This is a genomic window from Kitasatospora sp. NPDC051853 (assembly GCF_044452665.1).
Taxonomy (GTDB): Bacteria; Actinomycetota; Actinomycetes; order Streptomycetales; family Streptomycetaceae; genus Kitasatospora.
Window position 1 is genome coordinate 573724 of the sequence record NZ_JBITBY010000001.1, and the last position, 16063, is coordinate 589786.

At 72.7% G+C, this 16063-nt stretch carries 17 protein-coding genes; 10 read left to right on the top strand and 7 right to left on the bottom strand.

The genetic code is table 11. The features are described 5' to 3' along the window. Positions 1-27 precede the first annotated feature (27 nt). From ACIA8O_RS02460 to ACIA8O_RS02470, 3 genes are all read right to left on the bottom strand, one after another. Complete coding sequence (locus ACIA8O_RS02460) at positions 28-684, bottom strand: class I SAM-dependent DNA methyltransferase (RefSeq protein ID WP_396291637.1); 657 nt, start codon at positions 682-684, stop codon at positions 28-30. A gap of 9 nt (positions 685-693) precedes the next feature. Then, on the bottom strand, positions 694-1089 hold the full coding sequence (locus ACIA8O_RS02465) for a TipAS antibiotic-recognition domain-containing protein (protein WP_396291638.1): 396 nt from the start codon (positions 1087-1089) through the stop codon (positions 694-696). 323 nt (positions 1090-1412) lie between these two features. Then, positions 1413-1880 (bottom strand): GNAT family N-acetyltransferase, encoded by a 468-nt coding sequence (locus tag ACIA8O_RS02470; RefSeq protein ID WP_396291639.1) that lies wholly within the window; start codon positions 1878-1880, stop codon positions 1413-1415. A 62-nt stretch (positions 1881-1942) separates the two neighbouring features. On the opposite strand from ACIA8O_RS02470, the gene ACIA8O_RS02475 reads away from it, so the two are divergent. Together ACIA8O_RS02475 and ACIA8O_RS02480 are read left to right on the top strand one after the other, a co-directional pair. Beyond that, positions 1943-2962, top strand: coding sequence for an HD domain-containing protein (locus tag ACIA8O_RS02475; RefSeq protein ID WP_396291640.1), 1020 nt, complete (start codon positions 1943-1945; stop codon positions 2960-2962). Positions 2963-3975: 1013 nt separating this feature from the next. Continuing rightward, the gene (locus ACIA8O_RS02480) at positions 3976-4587 is read left to right on the top strand and encodes a DUF6000 family protein (protein WP_396291641.1); all 612 of its coding nucleotides are present in this window, start codon (positions 3976-3978) and stop codon (positions 4585-4587) included. Positions 4588-4591: 4 nt separating this feature from the next. Here the strand turns inward: ACIA8O_RS02480 and ACIA8O_RS02485 are convergent, their stop codons facing one another. Continuing rightward, positions 4592-5170 (bottom strand): transglutaminase domain-containing protein, encoded by a 579-nt coding sequence (locus ACIA8O_RS02485; protein WP_396291642.1) that lies wholly within the window; start codon positions 5168-5170, stop codon positions 4592-4594. 154 nt (positions 5171-5324) lie between these two features. Between ACIA8O_RS02485 and ACIA8O_RS02490 the strand changes: the two genes are divergently transcribed. The 5 genes from ACIA8O_RS02490 to ACIA8O_RS02510 all read left to right on the top strand — a co-directional run bounded on the left by ACIA8O_RS02490 (position 5325) and on the right by ACIA8O_RS02510 (position 9000). Beyond that, a complete protein-coding gene (locus ACIA8O_RS02490) occupies positions 5325-5996 on the top strand; it encodes a Type 1 glutamine amidotransferase-like domain-containing protein (RefSeq protein ID WP_396291643.1) in 672 nt (223 codons plus the stop codon). A 307-nt stretch (positions 5997-6303) separates the two neighbouring features. After that, on the top strand, positions 6304-6951 hold the full coding sequence (locus tag ACIA8O_RS02495; RefSeq protein WP_396291644.1) for a signal protein: 648 nt from the start codon (positions 6304-6306) through the stop codon (positions 6949-6951). Positions 6952-7033: 82 nt separating this feature from the next. Beyond that, the gene (locus ACIA8O_RS02500; RefSeq protein WP_396291645.1) at positions 7034-7510 is read left to right on the top strand and encodes a hypothetical protein; all 477 of its coding nucleotides are present in this window, start codon (positions 7034-7036) and stop codon (positions 7508-7510) included. Between the two features lie 21 nt (positions 7511-7531). Beyond that, positions 7532-8353: an ATP-binding cassette domain-containing protein gene (locus ACIA8O_RS02505; protein ID WP_396291646.1), complete on the top strand. Its 822-nt coding sequence runs from the start codon at positions 7532-7534 to the stop codon at positions 8351-8353. Continuing rightward, on the top strand, positions 8350-9000 hold the full coding sequence (locus ACIA8O_RS02510; RefSeq protein ID WP_396291647.1) for a hypothetical protein: 651 nt from the start codon (positions 8350-8352) through the stop codon (positions 8998-9000). The genes ACIA8O_RS02505 and ACIA8O_RS02510 overlap by 4 nt, the downstream gene beginning before the upstream one ends. Here ACIA8O_RS02510 and ACIA8O_RS02515 read toward each other — a convergent pair. Together ACIA8O_RS02515 and ACIA8O_RS02520 are read right to left on the bottom strand one after the other, a co-directional pair. Further along, positions 8969-9367: a hypothetical protein gene (locus ACIA8O_RS02515; protein ID WP_396291648.1), complete on the bottom strand. Its 399-nt coding sequence runs from the start codon at positions 9365-9367 to the stop codon at positions 8969-8971. The two genes, ACIA8O_RS02510 and ACIA8O_RS02515, sit on opposite strands and share 32 nt — an antisense overlap. A gap of 10 nt (positions 9368-9377) precedes the next feature. Next, positions 9378-12293, bottom strand: a complete 2916-nt coding sequence (locus ACIA8O_RS02520; RefSeq protein WP_396291649.1) for an FAD-binding and (Fe-S)-binding domain-containing protein — start codon at positions 12291-12293, stop codon at positions 9378-9380. A 165-nt stretch (positions 12294-12458) separates the two neighbouring features. On the opposite strand from ACIA8O_RS02520, the gene ACIA8O_RS02525 reads away from it, so the two are divergent. Continuing rightward, a complete protein-coding gene (locus ACIA8O_RS02525) occupies positions 12459-12872 on the top strand; it encodes a VOC family protein (RefSeq protein ID WP_396291650.1) in 414 nt (137 codons plus the stop codon). Between the two features lie 36 nt (positions 12873-12908). Here ACIA8O_RS02525 and ACIA8O_RS02530 read toward each other — a convergent pair whose 3' ends face one another. Then, on the bottom strand, positions 12909-13295 hold the full coding sequence (locus ACIA8O_RS02530; protein WP_396291651.1) for a hypothetical protein: 387 nt from the start codon (positions 13293-13295) through the stop codon (positions 12909-12911). Positions 13296-13444: 149 nt separating this feature from the next. On the opposite strand from ACIA8O_RS02530, the gene ACIA8O_RS02535 reads away from it, so the two are divergent. Next, positions 13445-15472, top strand: coding sequence for an MDR family MFS transporter (locus tag ACIA8O_RS02535; RefSeq protein ID WP_396291652.1), 2028 nt, complete (start codon positions 13445-13447; stop codon positions 15470-15472). A 36-nt stretch (positions 15473-15508) separates the two neighbouring features. Further along, positions 15509-15979, top strand: a complete 471-nt coding sequence (locus tag ACIA8O_RS02540; RefSeq protein WP_396291653.1) for an SRPBCC domain-containing protein — start codon at positions 15509-15511, stop codon at positions 15977-15979. Positions 15980-16063: the final 84 nt, after the last annotated feature.

The following is a 16063-nucleotide window of genomic DNA, read 5'->3' on the forward strand; positions in this document are numbered from 1 at the left end:
ACGCGAGTGCGGCGCCCCGGCGTCGTCCTAGGCTCGGGCTCGGCGGGCCAGCAGGAACGCCTGCGGCGCCGTTTCGCCGAGGCCCTCGTCCCGGGCCCGCCGCACCTGCGCCTCCACCGTGAACCCGGCCGCGGCCAGCAGCCCGGCCACCGGCTCCGGCTCCCGGCGGACGAAGTCGAGCGTGACCGGGTGCCCGAACGGCTCCGCCACGCGCAGCGGCCGGTCACCGGTCTGGAAGCCGAGGAGCAGCAGTCCGCCGGGCGCCAGAACCCTCCGGAACTCCGCGATGGCGAGCGGCAGTTGCCCGTCCGGCAGATGGATCAGCGAGTACCAGGCGAGCACCCCGCCCAGACTCCCGTCCGGCCGGTCGACGGCGGTCAGCGTCCCCTCCTCGAAGCGCACCCCCGGCTGCGTCCGACGGGCCAGCGCGACCATCCTCGGCGACAGGTCCACCCCGAACACGTCCACCCCGAGGCCCGCCAGAAACCCCGTCACCTCCCCGGGCCCGCACCCCAGATCGGCCACCGCCCCGCCCCCGACCGACTCCGCGAACGCCGCCAGCAGCGCCCGCTCCAACGGCCGCGGGGCGAGCACGTCCCGGAAGAGCCCCGCGTAGTCCTCGGCGATCGCGTCGTAGAAGGCACGGGTCGGCGCGAGGACGTCGTCATCGGTGTCATCGGTCATGCGCCGAGCCTAGGCACCGCCCTGGACGACGGCTCCACCGCCCTGCGCGGCGAACACCTTGATCGCCGAGCCCAGGAACTCCACCATCCCGAGGTGGTGGGAATCGTGGAACGCCCTCATGGCCTCGTCCTCGGCGTAGAAGAGCGACATGCCGACGTAAGCCTCCATGGAGGGGACGTAGAACCGGCAGACGATGTCGAAGTGCCTGCGGACCAGCTCCTGGACCTGCTGGTCCCCGGGCAGGGCGCCGCTCTCCAGGAGGACCGTGACCTCCCGGTACAGGACGTCCCAGTCCTGGTGGACCTTCGCCTTGTCGACGTGTTCCCAGTTGTTGGTCTCGGCGAGGCTCTTCGCCTGCTCCTCGGCCAACGCCCGGCGACACTCGTCCTCGTAACTGCTTCCCACGGCACCGCTTCCGATCGTTCCACACCGACATCGACCGGCCGCTGATGATCAACTGCCGGTCCAGGCCGAACAGTGACACAGCGTCAGAGGGTCGGCAAACCATTTCACGGACCCTCCGGCGCCCCACCCGGTTCGATGCGCCGGGCCCCTTCTTCGTCAGTGCCACTCCCTGCCCCCGTGAACAGCCGACCGGCCCGCCGCATCGTCCCGCCCCCGGCCCTGTCGAGGAAGCGGACGACGTCGACGAGGAGGCCGGCGAGGACGGGTACGAGGGGGTCGGTCGCAGTCATGCGGGGAAGCTATCCGGCCGATCCGACAAGTGCTCAGCGCCGGACGGTGAGGAGCATCCGCGGGAGCACCCGGCCGGGGACGGACCCGGACGGGACGCTGCCGGTGCGGACCGCGCCCATCGCGCGGTAGAAGGCCTCGGCGTTCGGGTCGGCGTCGATCGTGAGGCCGGTGAAGCCCGACTCCCTCGCCGTGCTGACGAGATGCTCGAAGAGCAGGCGCCCCACGCCCCGGCCCATCGCCTCCGGGGCGACGAACAGCATGCCCAACTCGCCGGTGAGCGGCTCCCCTTCGAGTGTCGCGAAGCCCAGGACACTGCCGCTCCCGTCGACCGCCACGGCCGTCCGGCGCGGGGCGATCTCCTTCGGGGCGAGGGTGAGTTCGTCCCGGCAGGCGGCCATGAAGGCGGGGTCGTAGCCCCAGTACGCCTTCGACCGGAGGGCCAACTCGCTGAGGAGCCCGGCTTCGTCGGCCCGCGCGGCCCTGATCCGAGGTGCTGTCACGCCAGGCCAACGAGGGCGAAAACGGCTGCGTTCCCGGCGGGGCGGAGTCCTACAGTGACCCGATGCCCACGCACACGACGGCACCGCCGGTCCCGACCACCGTCCTGGGGCTGACCCCCGAGTTCACCGACCCGCTCTGGCGCGTCCCCGTCCGCCTCACCCCCGTCGAGATCGAGCTGCTCCGCACCGAACCGCTGCGGCGCCTGCACTTCGTCACCCACGGCGGGGCCTCGACACTCACCACCCTCCAGTCCTACTCCCGGCTCGAACACACCCTCGGCGTCCTCTCCCTGGCCGCGCACTTCCACCCCGACGACCGGCTCCTCCGGCTCGCGGCCCTGCTCCACGACATCGGCCACCTCCCGCTGAGCCACACCTTCGAGGGCGTCGCCGGCCTCGACCACCACGCCATCGGCTCCGCCCTGCTGCACGCCGACCCGATCCGCCCCCTCCTGGAACGCCACGGCATCGACCCGGCGGCCGTCGCCTCCCTCCTCGACGGCCAGTCACCCTCACCACTCCTCGGCCGCCCCGGCCTGATGAACCTCGACCACCTCGACTCCTTCGTCCGCAGCGGCCGCGCCGCCGGCCACCTCGACGCCGACCCGGCCGCCCTCCTCACCCGCCTCGACCTCCACGACACGGTGGTCTCCACCGACCACGACACCGCCGCCACCCTCATCACCCTGGTCCGCGGTGAGGCCCGACTCCACACCTCCTGGAACAACGTGGGCCCCGTCTCGGTCCTCCGCCGCCTGGCCGCCCGGCTCCTCGACCACACCCCGACCCTCACCCCGGCCCGCCTCGCCCGCCTGACCGACCCTCACCTCTGGACCGCCCTCGACACCTGCCCCGCCACCTGCGACGAGACCCACCGCATCCGCTACGAACCCCACCGCCTCACCGTCACCGCCACCCCCACCTCCACCCGCCCCTCCGGCTGGACCTACTCCCTGCGGAAGATCTACAACTCCGCACCCCTGCTGGACGGTCGGCCGATCTCGACCGCCGCCCCCGCCCTGGCCGCCGAACTCGACGCCCTGAGCCGCCTGCCCACCCACTTCCACGTCCACTGGGCCTAGCGCCTCGCAGGACACGTCCGCGCAAGGGGTGCCATGAATGGCACAAGTGTTTTCAGAGCATTGCGAGATGGTGCTCGGAAGCCCTCTTTCGAGGTCTTCCGCAGTCAGGTCTCCAGAACGTGTGCGATCACGGTTAGAGTGTGGGCACGGGATGCCGTATCCCCGGCCGGCACGACTCCGTGACGGTCGTGGGAATCACCCGGAGGGCGTGAGGGAGGAGCCGCCCGGCAGTACCGGTGGAATGGTTTGCACCGGGCGACCACCTCTGACTGCGCCGCGTGTGCCGGGTCCGGTGCCTACGTGTGGGTGCCGGATCCGGCGCTGATCACAGCGCTGATCACCGACCCGACGGTCCCGATGAGAACGCTCAGGAGCGTCACCATCTCGCAGGACGTCAGTCGGAGCTTCCGACCGCCGAACCTCTTACCCGCGGTGCTGGAGCCGGCCTTCCTGCGCCGTCTCTTCCTACTGTTCCCCACCTGCTGGTTCCTTCCGTGCGGCAGGAACGGACGTTCAAGGACTGAATCGCCCGCCCGAACCGGGGTCACCGGCCCAGGAGTGCGGGCCGCACCGGACGGCGAGCAAGAGGGGCGGGCAGGGAAGCCGTCATCGCCAGCGGCGAATTCGCTGCGGATCGGGGCTGCCTTGCTGCCGGGACCAATGTAGCCGCCCCTGGCGCGCGCCACGGGCCGGAAATTCGGTAACCGTCCGAGGCGTGGCAGCCGCTCTCTGACCCGTTGCTCCATTCTCGCAGTTGAGAGCCCGTGAGGAATTCTTGAACGGATTGAACGGGCTTCCAAAACGCCACCCATTCGCCAGGTTCGCCATACCCCGGGCTTCCCCTGCCGACCTTGGGGAGTAACAGAGAGTCACATGGTTCGTATGCAGTCCCATAAAGTGGGGTATTGGCGGCAAAGCACCACAATCGGGCAAGCTCAAGGAGGTGGGGGCGCAGCGAAGGCCACCGGGTAAACCGTTGGCAGCGGGTGTGGTCCCCGCGCGAGGATGCGGCCGTGCGCTACGCGAACACCGATCCCGAGCTGATGGACCTGATCCGACGATTCGTCGCGCCCGACCGGCGGTACATGCGGCTGGGCGGAAGCGGACTGCGGTTGAGCGGACCCGAGCGCGACTCGTTCGTGCGGGAGCTGGTCCGGGACGCCGGGGAGATCACCGCCGCCGAGCTCGGCATCCTCCTCGAGGGCGGGTGGCGAGAGCGCAGGACGGCCTGCTGGCTGGTCGCCGTGGCCGGGAGGACCGAGTTCCGCACCCGGATCGGCGAACTCCTGCTGGCGAGCGGCGGCCCCTACCAAGGGTCCCCGTGCATCGCCCTCGCCACCTTCGGCACCGGCGCGGACGCCGATCTGCTCTGCGCCTACCTCGACCGGTACCTCCCCCGGACCGAGCTCGTCTGGGACCAGGGCGTGGTGCTCAGCACCCTGCTCCACCTCGACGCCGTCCTCGGCGCCGAGCGGGCCGCCCCGTACCTGGCCGACGGCGGACCGTGGCAGCAGTGGGCCGCCGCCACGACGAACGTGATCCGGGACCCGAGGGAGTACCAGCAGGTCGTGGCACAGCTCTGTGCCTTCGCCGACGAGTGCGCCGAACTCTTCGCCGCGTCCTGACGGTTCAGCCGCTGACGGGTAGTTCGCCCGGGAGGTAGCCGTAGCCGGCCCGGCCCGGTACCGCCCGGCCGAGGGCCCGGACCAGCGGGGCCGGGGGAGTGGCGAGGAGGGCGGAGTAGTCGCGCTCGCCCAGCTCTGGCCGGACCGGCCAGGCCAGCCGCTCCTGCTCCAGGTCGTACTGCGCGTCCACACCCTCCCGGTTGCCCCGGGCGTCCAACCGGGCCCACCGGCCGTCCACGAACACGGCGTTGAGCGCGTGCAGCACGAAGCCGCCCTCGCCGTCCTCCAACCGCTGGTAGCACAGCCCGGTCGGCACCCCCTGCGCCCGCAGCAGCGCAGCCAGCAGGTGCGCCTTGCCGTGGCAGATCGCGTTCCGCGCGGCCAGCACCTCGGAGGCCCGGAACACCCCGCTGTACACCCCCGCGTCGGCGGAGTGCGCCACCCGGTCGCGGACGTACCGGAACGCCGCCTCGGGGCCGCCCAACCCGGCGGCCAGCGCCCGCACCTCCGGGTGCTGATGGTCGATCACGTCGTCCGCCACGAGGTAGTCGGCGAGGTCCTCGGAATCCGGCTGCAGCATCATGCTGCCCACCTTGCCGCCCGCTCCGCATCCGGCAGGCGGAATTCCACGTTGTGGACGGGGCGCGGACGGGCCCGGCCCCGCGGGCCGCGCCGTTCCGGTCGGTGCGGCGTGGTTGACTCGGCTGCCGAAGGACTCGACAGACCGGGAAGGCGCGATGAAGCTTCTCCTCACCTCCGGCGGCGTCAGCAACCGGACCATCCGCGACGCCCTGACCGACCTGCTGGGCAAGCCCATCGCCGAGTCCACGGCGCTGTGCATCCCCACCGCGATGTACGGCATGCTGCCCCGGACCGCCGTCATGACCTGGCGTCAGATCGCCGGGCAGACGCCCACGCCCCTGGTCGAGCTCGGCTGGAAGTCGGTCGGCATGCTGGAGCTGACCGCGCTGCCCAGCCTCGACCCGGAGAACTGGGTCCCCTTGGTCCGGGAGACCGACGCCCTGCTGGTGTGCGGCGGCGATGTCCTGTACCTGCGCCACTGGATGCGCGAGTCCGGCCTGGCGGACCTGTTCCCGTCCCTCGGCGAGACGGTCTACGTGGGGCTGAGCGCCGGCAGCATGGTGCTGGCCCCGCATGTCGGCGAGGAGTTCGTGGGCTGGCAGCCGCCGGGCGGTGGTGACCGCGGGGTGGGGGTGGTCGGTTTCTCGATCTTCCCGCACCTGGACAACCCGATGTGCCCGGAGAACACCATGGCCGACGCCGAACGGTGGGCCGCACGCGTGTCGGCACCGGGGTACGCGCTCGACGACCAGACGGCGCTCAAGGTGGTGGACGGCTCGGTCGAGGTCGTCTCCGAGGGGCACTGGAAGCTCTTCGAGCGTCACTGAACCATGACTGAGGTCAGCGGTGGCCGATGATCCTGGCGAGCGTCGTGAGGGGGCGGCTGGAGCCGCACCTGCCGAAGGCCGGTGCGAGGGGCGGACGGAGGACGTCCCCGAGGACCGACCAGAAGGCGCTGATCGGATTGCGCCCGGCCGGCTGGTCGGCTGGCCGCCGCCGCTGCAGCGGATCGTGATCCAGCGTCAGATCCCTGCAGCACACACCTAGTGGCAGGGGAGCCGTTCGGGCGCTCACCCCGCTGCGGGCACGAGGGTCACGACCTCGTACTCTTCGCCCATGCATCTCGGAAGATCCATGGCCTTGCTGATCGGCGCGTCGGTTCTGGTCAGCGCATGCTCTGCCACGTCTGCCCCGCCCTCTGCGGACACGAGTAGTTCCCCGGCCGGGGCGGCGGCCGCGTCCGCACTGCTCGTAGAAGGTTCTCCAGGTGCGCGGGCGAAGCTGAGCGCTGCCGATCTGCAGGGTCGTTGGTGGACCTGGGCAGCTTCCAGTGCCGATGACTCCAACCCTGTCTCGGATCAGGACGGCCACCTGTGCGCTCAGGGCCAGACAGATGGCATCTGGTTCCTGGCCGGCACCTTCGGCGAGACCGTGACGCGCTCGTGCACCGTGCCTGCGGCGGTGCCGGTGGCCGTCCCCGTGGTGAACCGCTTCAGCAGCAAAGCCGCCGACTGCACCGCGTTCATGGCCTCGGCGAAGGGGAGTGCCGTCCTCGACGGACGAGCTCTGGAACCCGAACGACACGAAGCCACCGCTGTGCAGATCAGTGCCGTGGACGGCAATCCGGTCACTCAGGACGGGGGGCGCTTCCGAGTCCAGGCCTGCGGCCTCTGGGTACAGCTGGATCCGTTGGAGCCGGGTGGCCACACGCTCAGCATCAGGGGATCATCGGGGTCCTTCGCCGTCTCCGTGGACTACAAGCTTCAGGTCTCCGCCAGGTGAAGAACGGCTCGTACTTCAAAATCGGTGCGGGTCTCCGGCAGTCTGCGCGCATGATCCACGGAATCGAGTCCCATCCCACCCGGTGAGCGCCCAGGACGAGCGCAACGCGCCCGCCTTCGCCGCCCCGGGCGGGCAGGTGAACGGGGTGATCGGGCTCAGCTCGCACAGTGTGCCCGTGGACCGGACGGTCCTGTCGTCTCGTCAGGCGATGGCGTCGCCGGAGCGGCGGGAGGCCGTGGAGCGGGTGGCGTCCGGGGTCGCGGCCGTCGCGTTCGCCCTGGAGGCCGCGCCGGGCGGCACCGCGGTGCTGCACCTGTTCGATCACAGGCCGTCCGTCGAGCCCGGGTTCGGTAGTGCGCCAGGGGCATTGATCCTGGACCCCGAGCGGGAGTGGCACACCAGCCGTCGAGAGCCCGGCCTGCTCGCCGCCTTGATCCGGACCCGGGGCGGTGAGGATCCGCGCCCGATCGTGGCACTGGCCAACGAGGTCCTCGCGCTCCGGGGCCGCCCCCTGGCGCCCGGAGCGGTGACGGAACCACCTGGGCGGGCCGTGCGTTGAGGGGCGGTCGGGTGGTCAACGGTGGAGGACCGGGTGCGGCTGGAGTCGGTGCGGGTGCGGTACGGCCGCCGGGGCGGGTACGTGCTGGACGGGGTGAGCCTGGAGCTGCCGGGCGGGGTGGTGACGGCGGTGGTCGGTGGGAACGGGTCGGGGAAGTCGACCCTGTTGCGGGTGGCGGCCGGGCTGGTGCGCGCGGACGGCGGGGCGGTGCACGGACGGCCCGGGCGGGTGGGGTACGTGCCGGAGCGGCTGCCGGCCGGGCTCCGGCTCTCGGCGCGTTCGTACCTGCGGCACATGGGGCGGATCCAGGGGCTCGGGGCCGCGGCCGCCGCCCGGCGCGGGGACGAGCTGCTGGGGCGGTTCGCGCTCGCCGGGGACCCGGAGGCGCCGGTGGCCACGCTGTCGAAGGGGAACGCGCAGAAGGTGGCGCTGGCCCAGGCGCTGCTGGCCGGGCCGGAGCTGCTGGTGCTGGACGAGCCGTGGTCGGGCCTGGACGCCGAGGCGCACCAGGCGCTGAGGGAGTGCCTGGCCGAGCGCCGGGACGCCGGGGCGGTGGTGTTGCTGACGGAGCACCAGCAGGGGACGGTGGCCTCCACCGCCGACGCCGTGCACTACCTGCGGGGCGGGCGGCTGGTGGCGGAGGAGAGGGCGGAGACGCAGGCGGTGCTGGTGCGCCTCGCCCGTCCGACGGCGGAGGCCCTGGCCGGGCTCGGGGGAGTGCGGCGCCACGACGGTGCCCGGCTGGAGGTCGCGCCGGAGCACTCCGACGCCGTGCTGGCCGAACTGCTGCGGCGGGGCCACTCGATCCGCGAGGTCAGCCGGACCGGGGGAGGCCGCTCGTGACCGCCGTCGCCCGCTACGCGCTCGCCGACTTCCTCAAGTCCCAGCGCTACCTGCCCCAACTGGTGCTCTACCTGGGCCTGCTGGCGGTGCTGCACGCCGTCCCCGGCCCCGTCCTCCAGGGCTACGGGGCCTCGGCCGGCGCGCTGCTGCCCGTCACGGTCTGGCTGGCGCTGGCGCTGCACAACACCGAGGACCCGCTCCAGGCCGCCGTCACCGCCGTCAACGCGGGCGGCCGCACCCGCGCCCTGCTGGGCCGCACCGCCGCGGCCCTGCTCTGCGGGCTGGCGCTGACGGTCGTCGCGCTGGTCTGGCCGATGGCGGCGAGCGGGACGCCGTACACCGCCATGGAGCTGACGGACGGTCTGCTCGCCCACGCCACGGCCGTCCTGACCGGCACCGCCCTCGGCGGGCTCTGCGCCCGTCCGGTGATCCGCCGTCCGGGCCACGCCTTCGCGGTGGCCGCTCTGCTCGGCCTGGTGGCGTTGGTCAGCCGCACCGCGAGCCCGGTGAACGGGACCGTCCGCCTGCTCAGTGCCGCGCCGCCCGCCCCGGCCACCACGACCCTGCTGGCCCACACCGGCTGGGCCGCCGCCCTCCTGGTGGCCCTGACCGCCGTCACCGCCGCGTTGGCCCACCGTCGGCGGTGACGGGTGTCAACGGGTCGGCCCGGCCCAGCAGTTCGGCCAGTGGCGTGCCGGTGCGGGCCGCCACCACCCGCCGGGCGCGCAGCTGTGCGCGGGTGCGCGGGCGGAACGCCGGGCGGCGGCCGCAGCCGCAGGGTTCGAAGCCCTCGTAGCGCAGCCCGGCGTTCAGCACCGCCGTCACCACCGTCCAGGCCTTGCGGTCGCTGCGCCGGGGCGCTGCGAAGTCGTGCCCGGCGCAGAGCATCCGGGCGCCGCAGCGCGGGCAGGCGTGGCCGTCCCGGCCGGCCGCCGCCGGGTGGCGCTTGTGGCTTACCCGGCAGGCGGTGCAGGCGTAGTGCAGCTTGTAGTGGGCGGAGAAGTAGGTGCACACCCCCACCACTCTACGGCCGGGTGGCGCGCTCCAGGTCCAGGAGGACGGAGTGGTACGGCCGCCCGGTGGCGTGCTCCATGCCGACCTCGCACATCCGGTTGGCCGAGACGTGGGTGGAGAACTGGCGGGCCGTCACCTCGGCGGCCTCCTTGGCGGTGGCGGACTCGGTGAGTTCGCGGTGCAGCATGCCCCGGTCGCCGGCGAAGGCGCAGCAGCCGGCGTCGTCGGGGGTGACCACCTCCTCGGCGCAGGCCTCGGCCACCGCCCGCAGCTGGGCCTCGTCGCCGAGGTGGTGCATCGAGCAGGTGGGGTGGAGCACCGCGGAGTCCACCGTGCGCAGGATCCGCAGCGAGGGGAGGAGCTCGGCGGCCCAGACGACCGAGTCCACCACGGTGAGCTCGGCGTGGAGTTCGCGGTTGAGGTCGGTGAGGTAGGGGACCACCTCGTGGGCGATGCCCAGGGTGCAGGAGGAGGCGTCCACCACCAGCGGGCGCTTCCCGCCGCCGGTCCATCCCCAGGCCGCCTCGACGATCCGGTTGGCCATCAGGACGTTGCCCTCCTGGTAGCCCTTGGAGTGCCAGATGGTGGCGCAGCAGGTGCCGGCCACGTCCTCGGGGATCCAGACGGGGCGTCCGGCCCGTTCGGAGACGGCGACCAGGGCCTCGGGCAGGGTGGGGCCGCGGTGGCCGGCGGGCTCGCCGAAGATGCGGTTGACGCAGGCGGGGTAGTAGACGGCGGTGGCGCCGACCCGGGAGGTGGGCGGCATCCGGCGGGTGGCGGCGCCGGGGATCTCGGGCAGCCACTCGGGCACCAGGTCGGGCCGGACGGCCTTGCGGGCGGCCTCGGTGACGGTGGAGAGCAGGCGGTCGGAGATCCGTTCGGCGGCGCCGACGGCGAGCCGGGCGGAGGCCTCGACCTGCTTGAAGCGGGCGGCCAGCAGGGCGGCGGTGCGCTCCTCGCGCGGGGTGTGACGCCGGTGCCGGAAGTCCTTCATCATCGCGCCGGTGTCGATGCCGACGGGGCAGGCCAGCTTGCAGGTGGAGTCACCCGCGCAGGTGTCGACGGCGTCGTAGCCGTAGGCGTCGAGCAGTTCCACCGCCACCGGGGATGAGTCCGGCTGGCGCATCAACTCCCTTCGCAGCACGATCCGTTGGCGCGGAGTGGTGGTGAGGTCGGCGCTCGGGCAGGTGGGTTCGCAGAAGCCGCACTCGATGCACGGGTCGGCCACCGGCTCGATCCGAGGGATGGTCTTGAGGCCGCGCAGGTGGCCCAGCGGGTCGCGGTCCAGGACGACCCGGGGCGCCAGGATGCCCTGCGGGTCGATGAGTTGCTTGGTGCGCCACATCAACTCCGTTGCCTGCGGCCCCCATTCGAGCTCCAGGAAGGGCGCGATGTTGCGCCCGGTGGCGTGTTCGGCCTTGAGCGAGCCGTCGAAGCGCTCCACGGTGAGCTCGCAGAAGGCGGCCATGAAGGCGGCGTAGCGGTCCAGGTCGCCCTGGTCGGCCGGGTCGAAGGAGAGCAGGAAGTGCAGGTTGCCGTGGGCCGCGTGGCCGGCCACGGCGGCGTCGAAACCGTGCTCGGCCTGGAGCTCCAGCAGGGCCTCGCAGGCCTCGGCCAGCCGGGACGGCGGTACCGCGAAGTCCTCGGTGAGCAGGGTGGTGCCGGGCGGCCGGGCCGAGCCGATCGCGGTGACGAAGGCCTTGCGGGCCTTCCAGTACCCCGCCACGGTGGCCGGGTCCCGGGTGAAGGCGTTGGTCACCGAGGCGGCGGGGACGGCCAGCCGGAGCTTGCCGAGCAGCTCGGCGGCCCGGGCCTCGGCGGCGGCCAGGGCGGTCTCGTCGGGGGTGCGGAACTCCACCAGCAGGGCGGCGGTCCCCTTCGGCACGGTGGCCCAGTCGGCCGGGACGCCGGGCACCGCGGCGGAGGCGCGCAGGGTGTTGCCGTCCATCAGCTCGACGGCCAGCGCCCCGGCCTCGGTGAACAGCGGGACGGCGGCCGCGGCGTCCTGGAGGGAGGGGAAGAAGAGCAGGGCGGCGGAGGCGAGGCGGTGCAGGGGCAGGGTGTCGAAGACCGTCTCGGCGACGAAGCCGAAGGTGCCCTCGGAGCCGACCATCAGGCCGCGCAGGATCCGTACGGGGGTGTCGCCGTCGAGGAAGGCGTCGAGGCGGTAGCCGTTGGTGTTCTTGATCTCGTACTTGGCGCGGATCCGCGCCACCAGCGCCGGGTCGGCCTCGATCTCCGCCTTCAGCGCCAACAGGCCTTCGCAGAGCTCCGGTTCGAGCGAGGCCAGCCGCCGGTCGGCCTCCGGGTCGGCGGTGTCGACCACGGTGCCGGAGGGGAGGACGACGGTGAGCGAGGCGAGGGTGCGGTAGGAGTTGCGGATGGTGCCGGCGGTCATGCCGGAGGCGTTGTTGGCCACCACGCCGCCGATGGTGGCGGCGATCGCGCTGGCCGGGTCGGGGCCCAGCACCCGGCCGTGCCGGGCCAGTGCCGCGTTGGCCCGGGCCACCGTGGTGCCGGGGCGGATCCGGGCCCGCTCGCCCTCGACGGTGATCCCGGCCCAGTGCCGGCGCACGTCCACCAGGACGTCCTCGCCCTGGGCCTGCCCGTTGAGGCTGGTCCCGCCCGCCCGGAGCACCACCTGACGGCCCTTCCGGTGCGCGTACGCGAAGACCGCGGAGACGTCGGCGACGGTCTCGGCGATCACCACCACCTGCGGCACGAAGCGGTACGGGCTGGCGTCCGAGGCGTACCGGACCAGGTCGGAGACCTTGCTCAGCACCTTGCCGGGCCCGAGCAGCGCGACCAGGTCGTCCCGCAGCCCGGCCGGGGTGCCCCCGGCCCGCCCCTCGGCCACCCGGTCACCCGCCGGGGTGGTGGGTGCGGTGGGCCTCAGCGCCCGCGGGTCCGGCTCCAGCAGCGGCATGACGCGACACCCTCTCCTCGTCCCGAACGGCTCCGTCCATCTCTACACGAGGGCGGGCCGGGCACCAACGCGCCCGGCCGACCGCCCCGTTCGAGGTGTGGCCCGGGCACGGTGGTGCCAAGCTCGTTCCTGTCCCACCGAGCCGCGACAGAAACGGGCAGCGCCATGCCTACGATGATCTTCGTCAATCTCCCCGTGCGTGACCTGGGCCGGTCGCTCGCCTTCTTCAAGGAGGTCGGGTACGAGCCCAACCCGCAGTTCACCGACGAGACCGCCGCCTGTCTGGTGATCAGCGAGAGCATCTTCGTGATGCTGCTGACCGAGGCGAAGTTCAAGGAGTTCACGAAGAAGGAGCTGGCCGACACCAACACCAGCACCGAGGTGATCGTCGCCCTCAGCGCGGAGAGCCGGGCGCAGGTCGACCAGGTCGCGGACAAGGCGATCGCGGCCGGCGCCGGCCCGGCCAACGACCCGATGGACCTCGGCTCCATGTACAGCCGCAGCTTCCACGACCTGGACGGCCACATGTGGGAGTACGTCTGGATGGACGAGAACGCCGAGCCCCCGCACGAGGGTTAGGACCGGGCGCGGCACCGGAGCCCGTCCGGCGGCGCTTCAGCCCAGGTAGGAGGAGAGCAGGCCGGCCTCGGTGCGGAGCCGGGCGGCCTGCTCGCCGTGTCCCAGGCGCTCGTACTCGGCGGCCGCGTCCTCGCGCTCGGCCCGCTCGGCCCGGACGACCGCCGCCACGTCCGCCTCGGTGAGCACCCTCCGCTCCGCCTCGGCACCGACGCCGACCGGGAGCGCCTCGATCGCCAGCGAGCCGGTGGGCTCCGGTGCCGCCACCGCCTCGGCGTTCTCGATCGCGGCCAGGGTGGCGCGCAGCACCGAGGCGGTCGCGCGGTCACGGGCCTTCAGGGCGGTGGTCAGGCCGGAGCGCAGCCGCTCGCGGAGCGGGGCGGGGGCAGGGGTGGGTGCAGGGGTGGGTGCGGAAGTGGTCGACATACCGTCAGACCCTAGGCAGCGGACGGGTCCGGACGCGAACGGTTTCCGGGCGGGCCGAGGGGCTGGTCACCCGGTCTGCCGTCAGCGGTGGCGGGCCGGGCGCGGCGGCCCAAGGCTGGCGGTACCTGTCAGCCCGAACGGGAGGCCGTGTGTCCGCCACCGCCGTCGCCGAAGCGCCCAAGGCCCCACCGGCGCTGAGCCGCCGTCAGACCAACGTGGTCTTCGCGACCATCGTGCTCGGCATGCTGATGGCCGCGCTGGACCAGACGATCGTCTCCACCGCGCTGCCCACCATCGTGGCCGAGCTGGGCGGCGGCGGGCACATGGCCTGGGTGGTGACGGCGTACCTGCTGGCCGAGACGGTGGCCACGGTGCTGGTCGGCAAGTTCGGCGACCTGTTCGGCCGCAAGATCGTCTTCCAGGTGAGCGCGGTGGTCTTCATCGCCGGCTCGGTGGTCTCCGGCGCGGCCAACGGGATGCTGCTGCTGATCGTCGGCCGCGCCGTCCAGGGGATCGGCGGCGGCGGGCTGATGGTCACCGCGATGGCGCTGATCGCCGACGTGATCCCGCTGCGCGAGCGCGGCAAGTACCAGGGCGCGCTGGGCGCGGTCTTCGGCGTGACCACGGTGGTCGGCCCGACCCTGGGCGGGCTCTTCACCGACCACGCCTCCTGGCGCTGGTGCTTCTACGTCAACGTGCCGATCGCGATCGTGATGGTGGTGATGGCCGCCCGGACCATCCCGTCGGTGCGGGCGGCGGTCAAGCCGATGATCGACTACGCGGGCATCGTGCTGGTGGCGCTCGGCGCCTCCGGGCTGGTGCTCGGCCTGGAGTGGGGCGGCAACGAGTACGCCTGGGGCTCGCCGGTGATCATCGGGCTGTTCGTCGGCTCGGTGCTGCTGCTGGTGGGCTTCGTGCTGGTGGAGTTCCGGGCCGAGGAGCCGATGCTCCCGATGCACCTGTTCCGGAACTCGGTCTTCACGGTCTGCTCGATCCTCTCCTTCATCGTCGGCTTCGCCATGCTCGGCGCGATGACCTACCTGCCGACCTACCTGCAGTTCGTGGACGGGGTCTCGGCCACCATGTCGGGCGTGCGGACGCTGCCGATGGTGGCCGGTCTGCTCGGCACCTCGATGCTCTCCGGCGTGGTGGTCAGCCGCACCGGCAAGTACCGGATCTTCCCGATCCTGGGCACCGCCGTGATGGCGCTCGGCCTCTGGATGATGTCCACCATGGGCCCGGGCACCGGGGTCTGGCTGGAGTCGCTGTACATGCTGGTGCTCGGCCTCGGCATCGGGCTCGCCATGCAGGTGCTCACCATCGCGGTGCAGAACACCGTGCCGTACCACGAGCTCGGCACCGCCACCTCGGGCGTGACCTTCTTCCGCACCCTCGGCAGCTCTTTCGGGACGGCCGTCTTCGGCACCCTGTTCAGCAGCCAGCTGACGCCCAACCTGGCGAAGGCGGCGGCGGAGCAGCCCTCGGTGCCCCCGGCCGCCGTACAGAGCCCGGCCGGGCTGAACGCGCTCCCGGCCGAGCAGGCGGCGCCCTTCATCGAGGCCTACGCGGAGACGGTGAACTACGTCTTCCAGTGGGTGGTGCCGGTCGCCCTGGTCGGCTTCGTGGTGGCCTGGTTCCTCAAGGAGGTCCCGCTGCGCGACAGCGCCCGGGCCGGGGCCGGGGACATCGGCGAGGGCTTCGGCGCGCCGGACTCGGCGGACGCGGACCGGCAGCTGGAGCGGGCGGTCTCCAACCTGCTGCGCAGGACCAAGGGGCGCCAGGCCGTCAAGGAGCGGATCCTCGCCGACTCCGGCACCGAGCTGACACCCGGTCAGGCCTGGGCGCTCGGGCAAGTCTACTGGCGCGGCCGGTACGGCAGGGGAGCGGACGTCGAGTCGATCGCCGTCGCCCACCACGTGCCGGGCGAGGTGCTGGAGCCGGCCTTCGGCAAGGTGGTGGCGAGCGGCCACGTGGTGACCGCGGACGGCATGCTCACCCTCACCCCGGCGGGCCAGGCCGAGGTCGACCGGATCGGCGAGGCCTGGCGGCACTGGCTCGGCCACCACCTGGACGACTGGGACGTCACCGACCCGGACGACCGGGCCCGCCTCGACCGGGCCATCGAGACCATCGCGGCCCGGCTCTACGAGGAGGAGCAGGAACACGCCGCCGTGTGACGCGGGCGGCGGGCCCCGCGGGCGCATGATCGTGACATGGAACGACTGGAGCTGACCCACGAGCCCGCCGCCTACGCCTGCATGGTGGTCCGCCGCCCGGCCGAGGAGGTCTTCGCGGCCTTCGCCGACCCGGCCGTGACCACCCGGGTCTGGTACAGCCGCAGCAGCGGGCCGATGGCGGAGGGCGCCGAGCTGACCTGGGAGTGGGCCACCTACGGGGTCTCGGTGGAGGTCCGGGTCCGCGAGGTGGTCGACCACCGGATGATCCGCTTCGAGTGGGGCAACTACGACCAGCCCACCAGCGTGGAGCTGACCTTCACGCCCCGGGCCGCCGACGTCACCTTCGTCGAGGTCACCGAGACCGGCTTCCAGGGCACCGGCGACGAGGCCGTCCGCTGGGTCAACGACACCGTCGGCGGCTTCACCACCGTGCTGTGCGCGGTGAAGGCCCTGCTGGAACACGGCATCGAACTCAACGCCGTCCCGGACCACCACCCGGCGGCCTGACGCACCGTCCGGTCCGTCGAGCCGCTCCCCTCCTGCTGCGCGGCGGCCGGGTGTCCGTGCGTTCCGGCCCGGGGGCGGACGTCC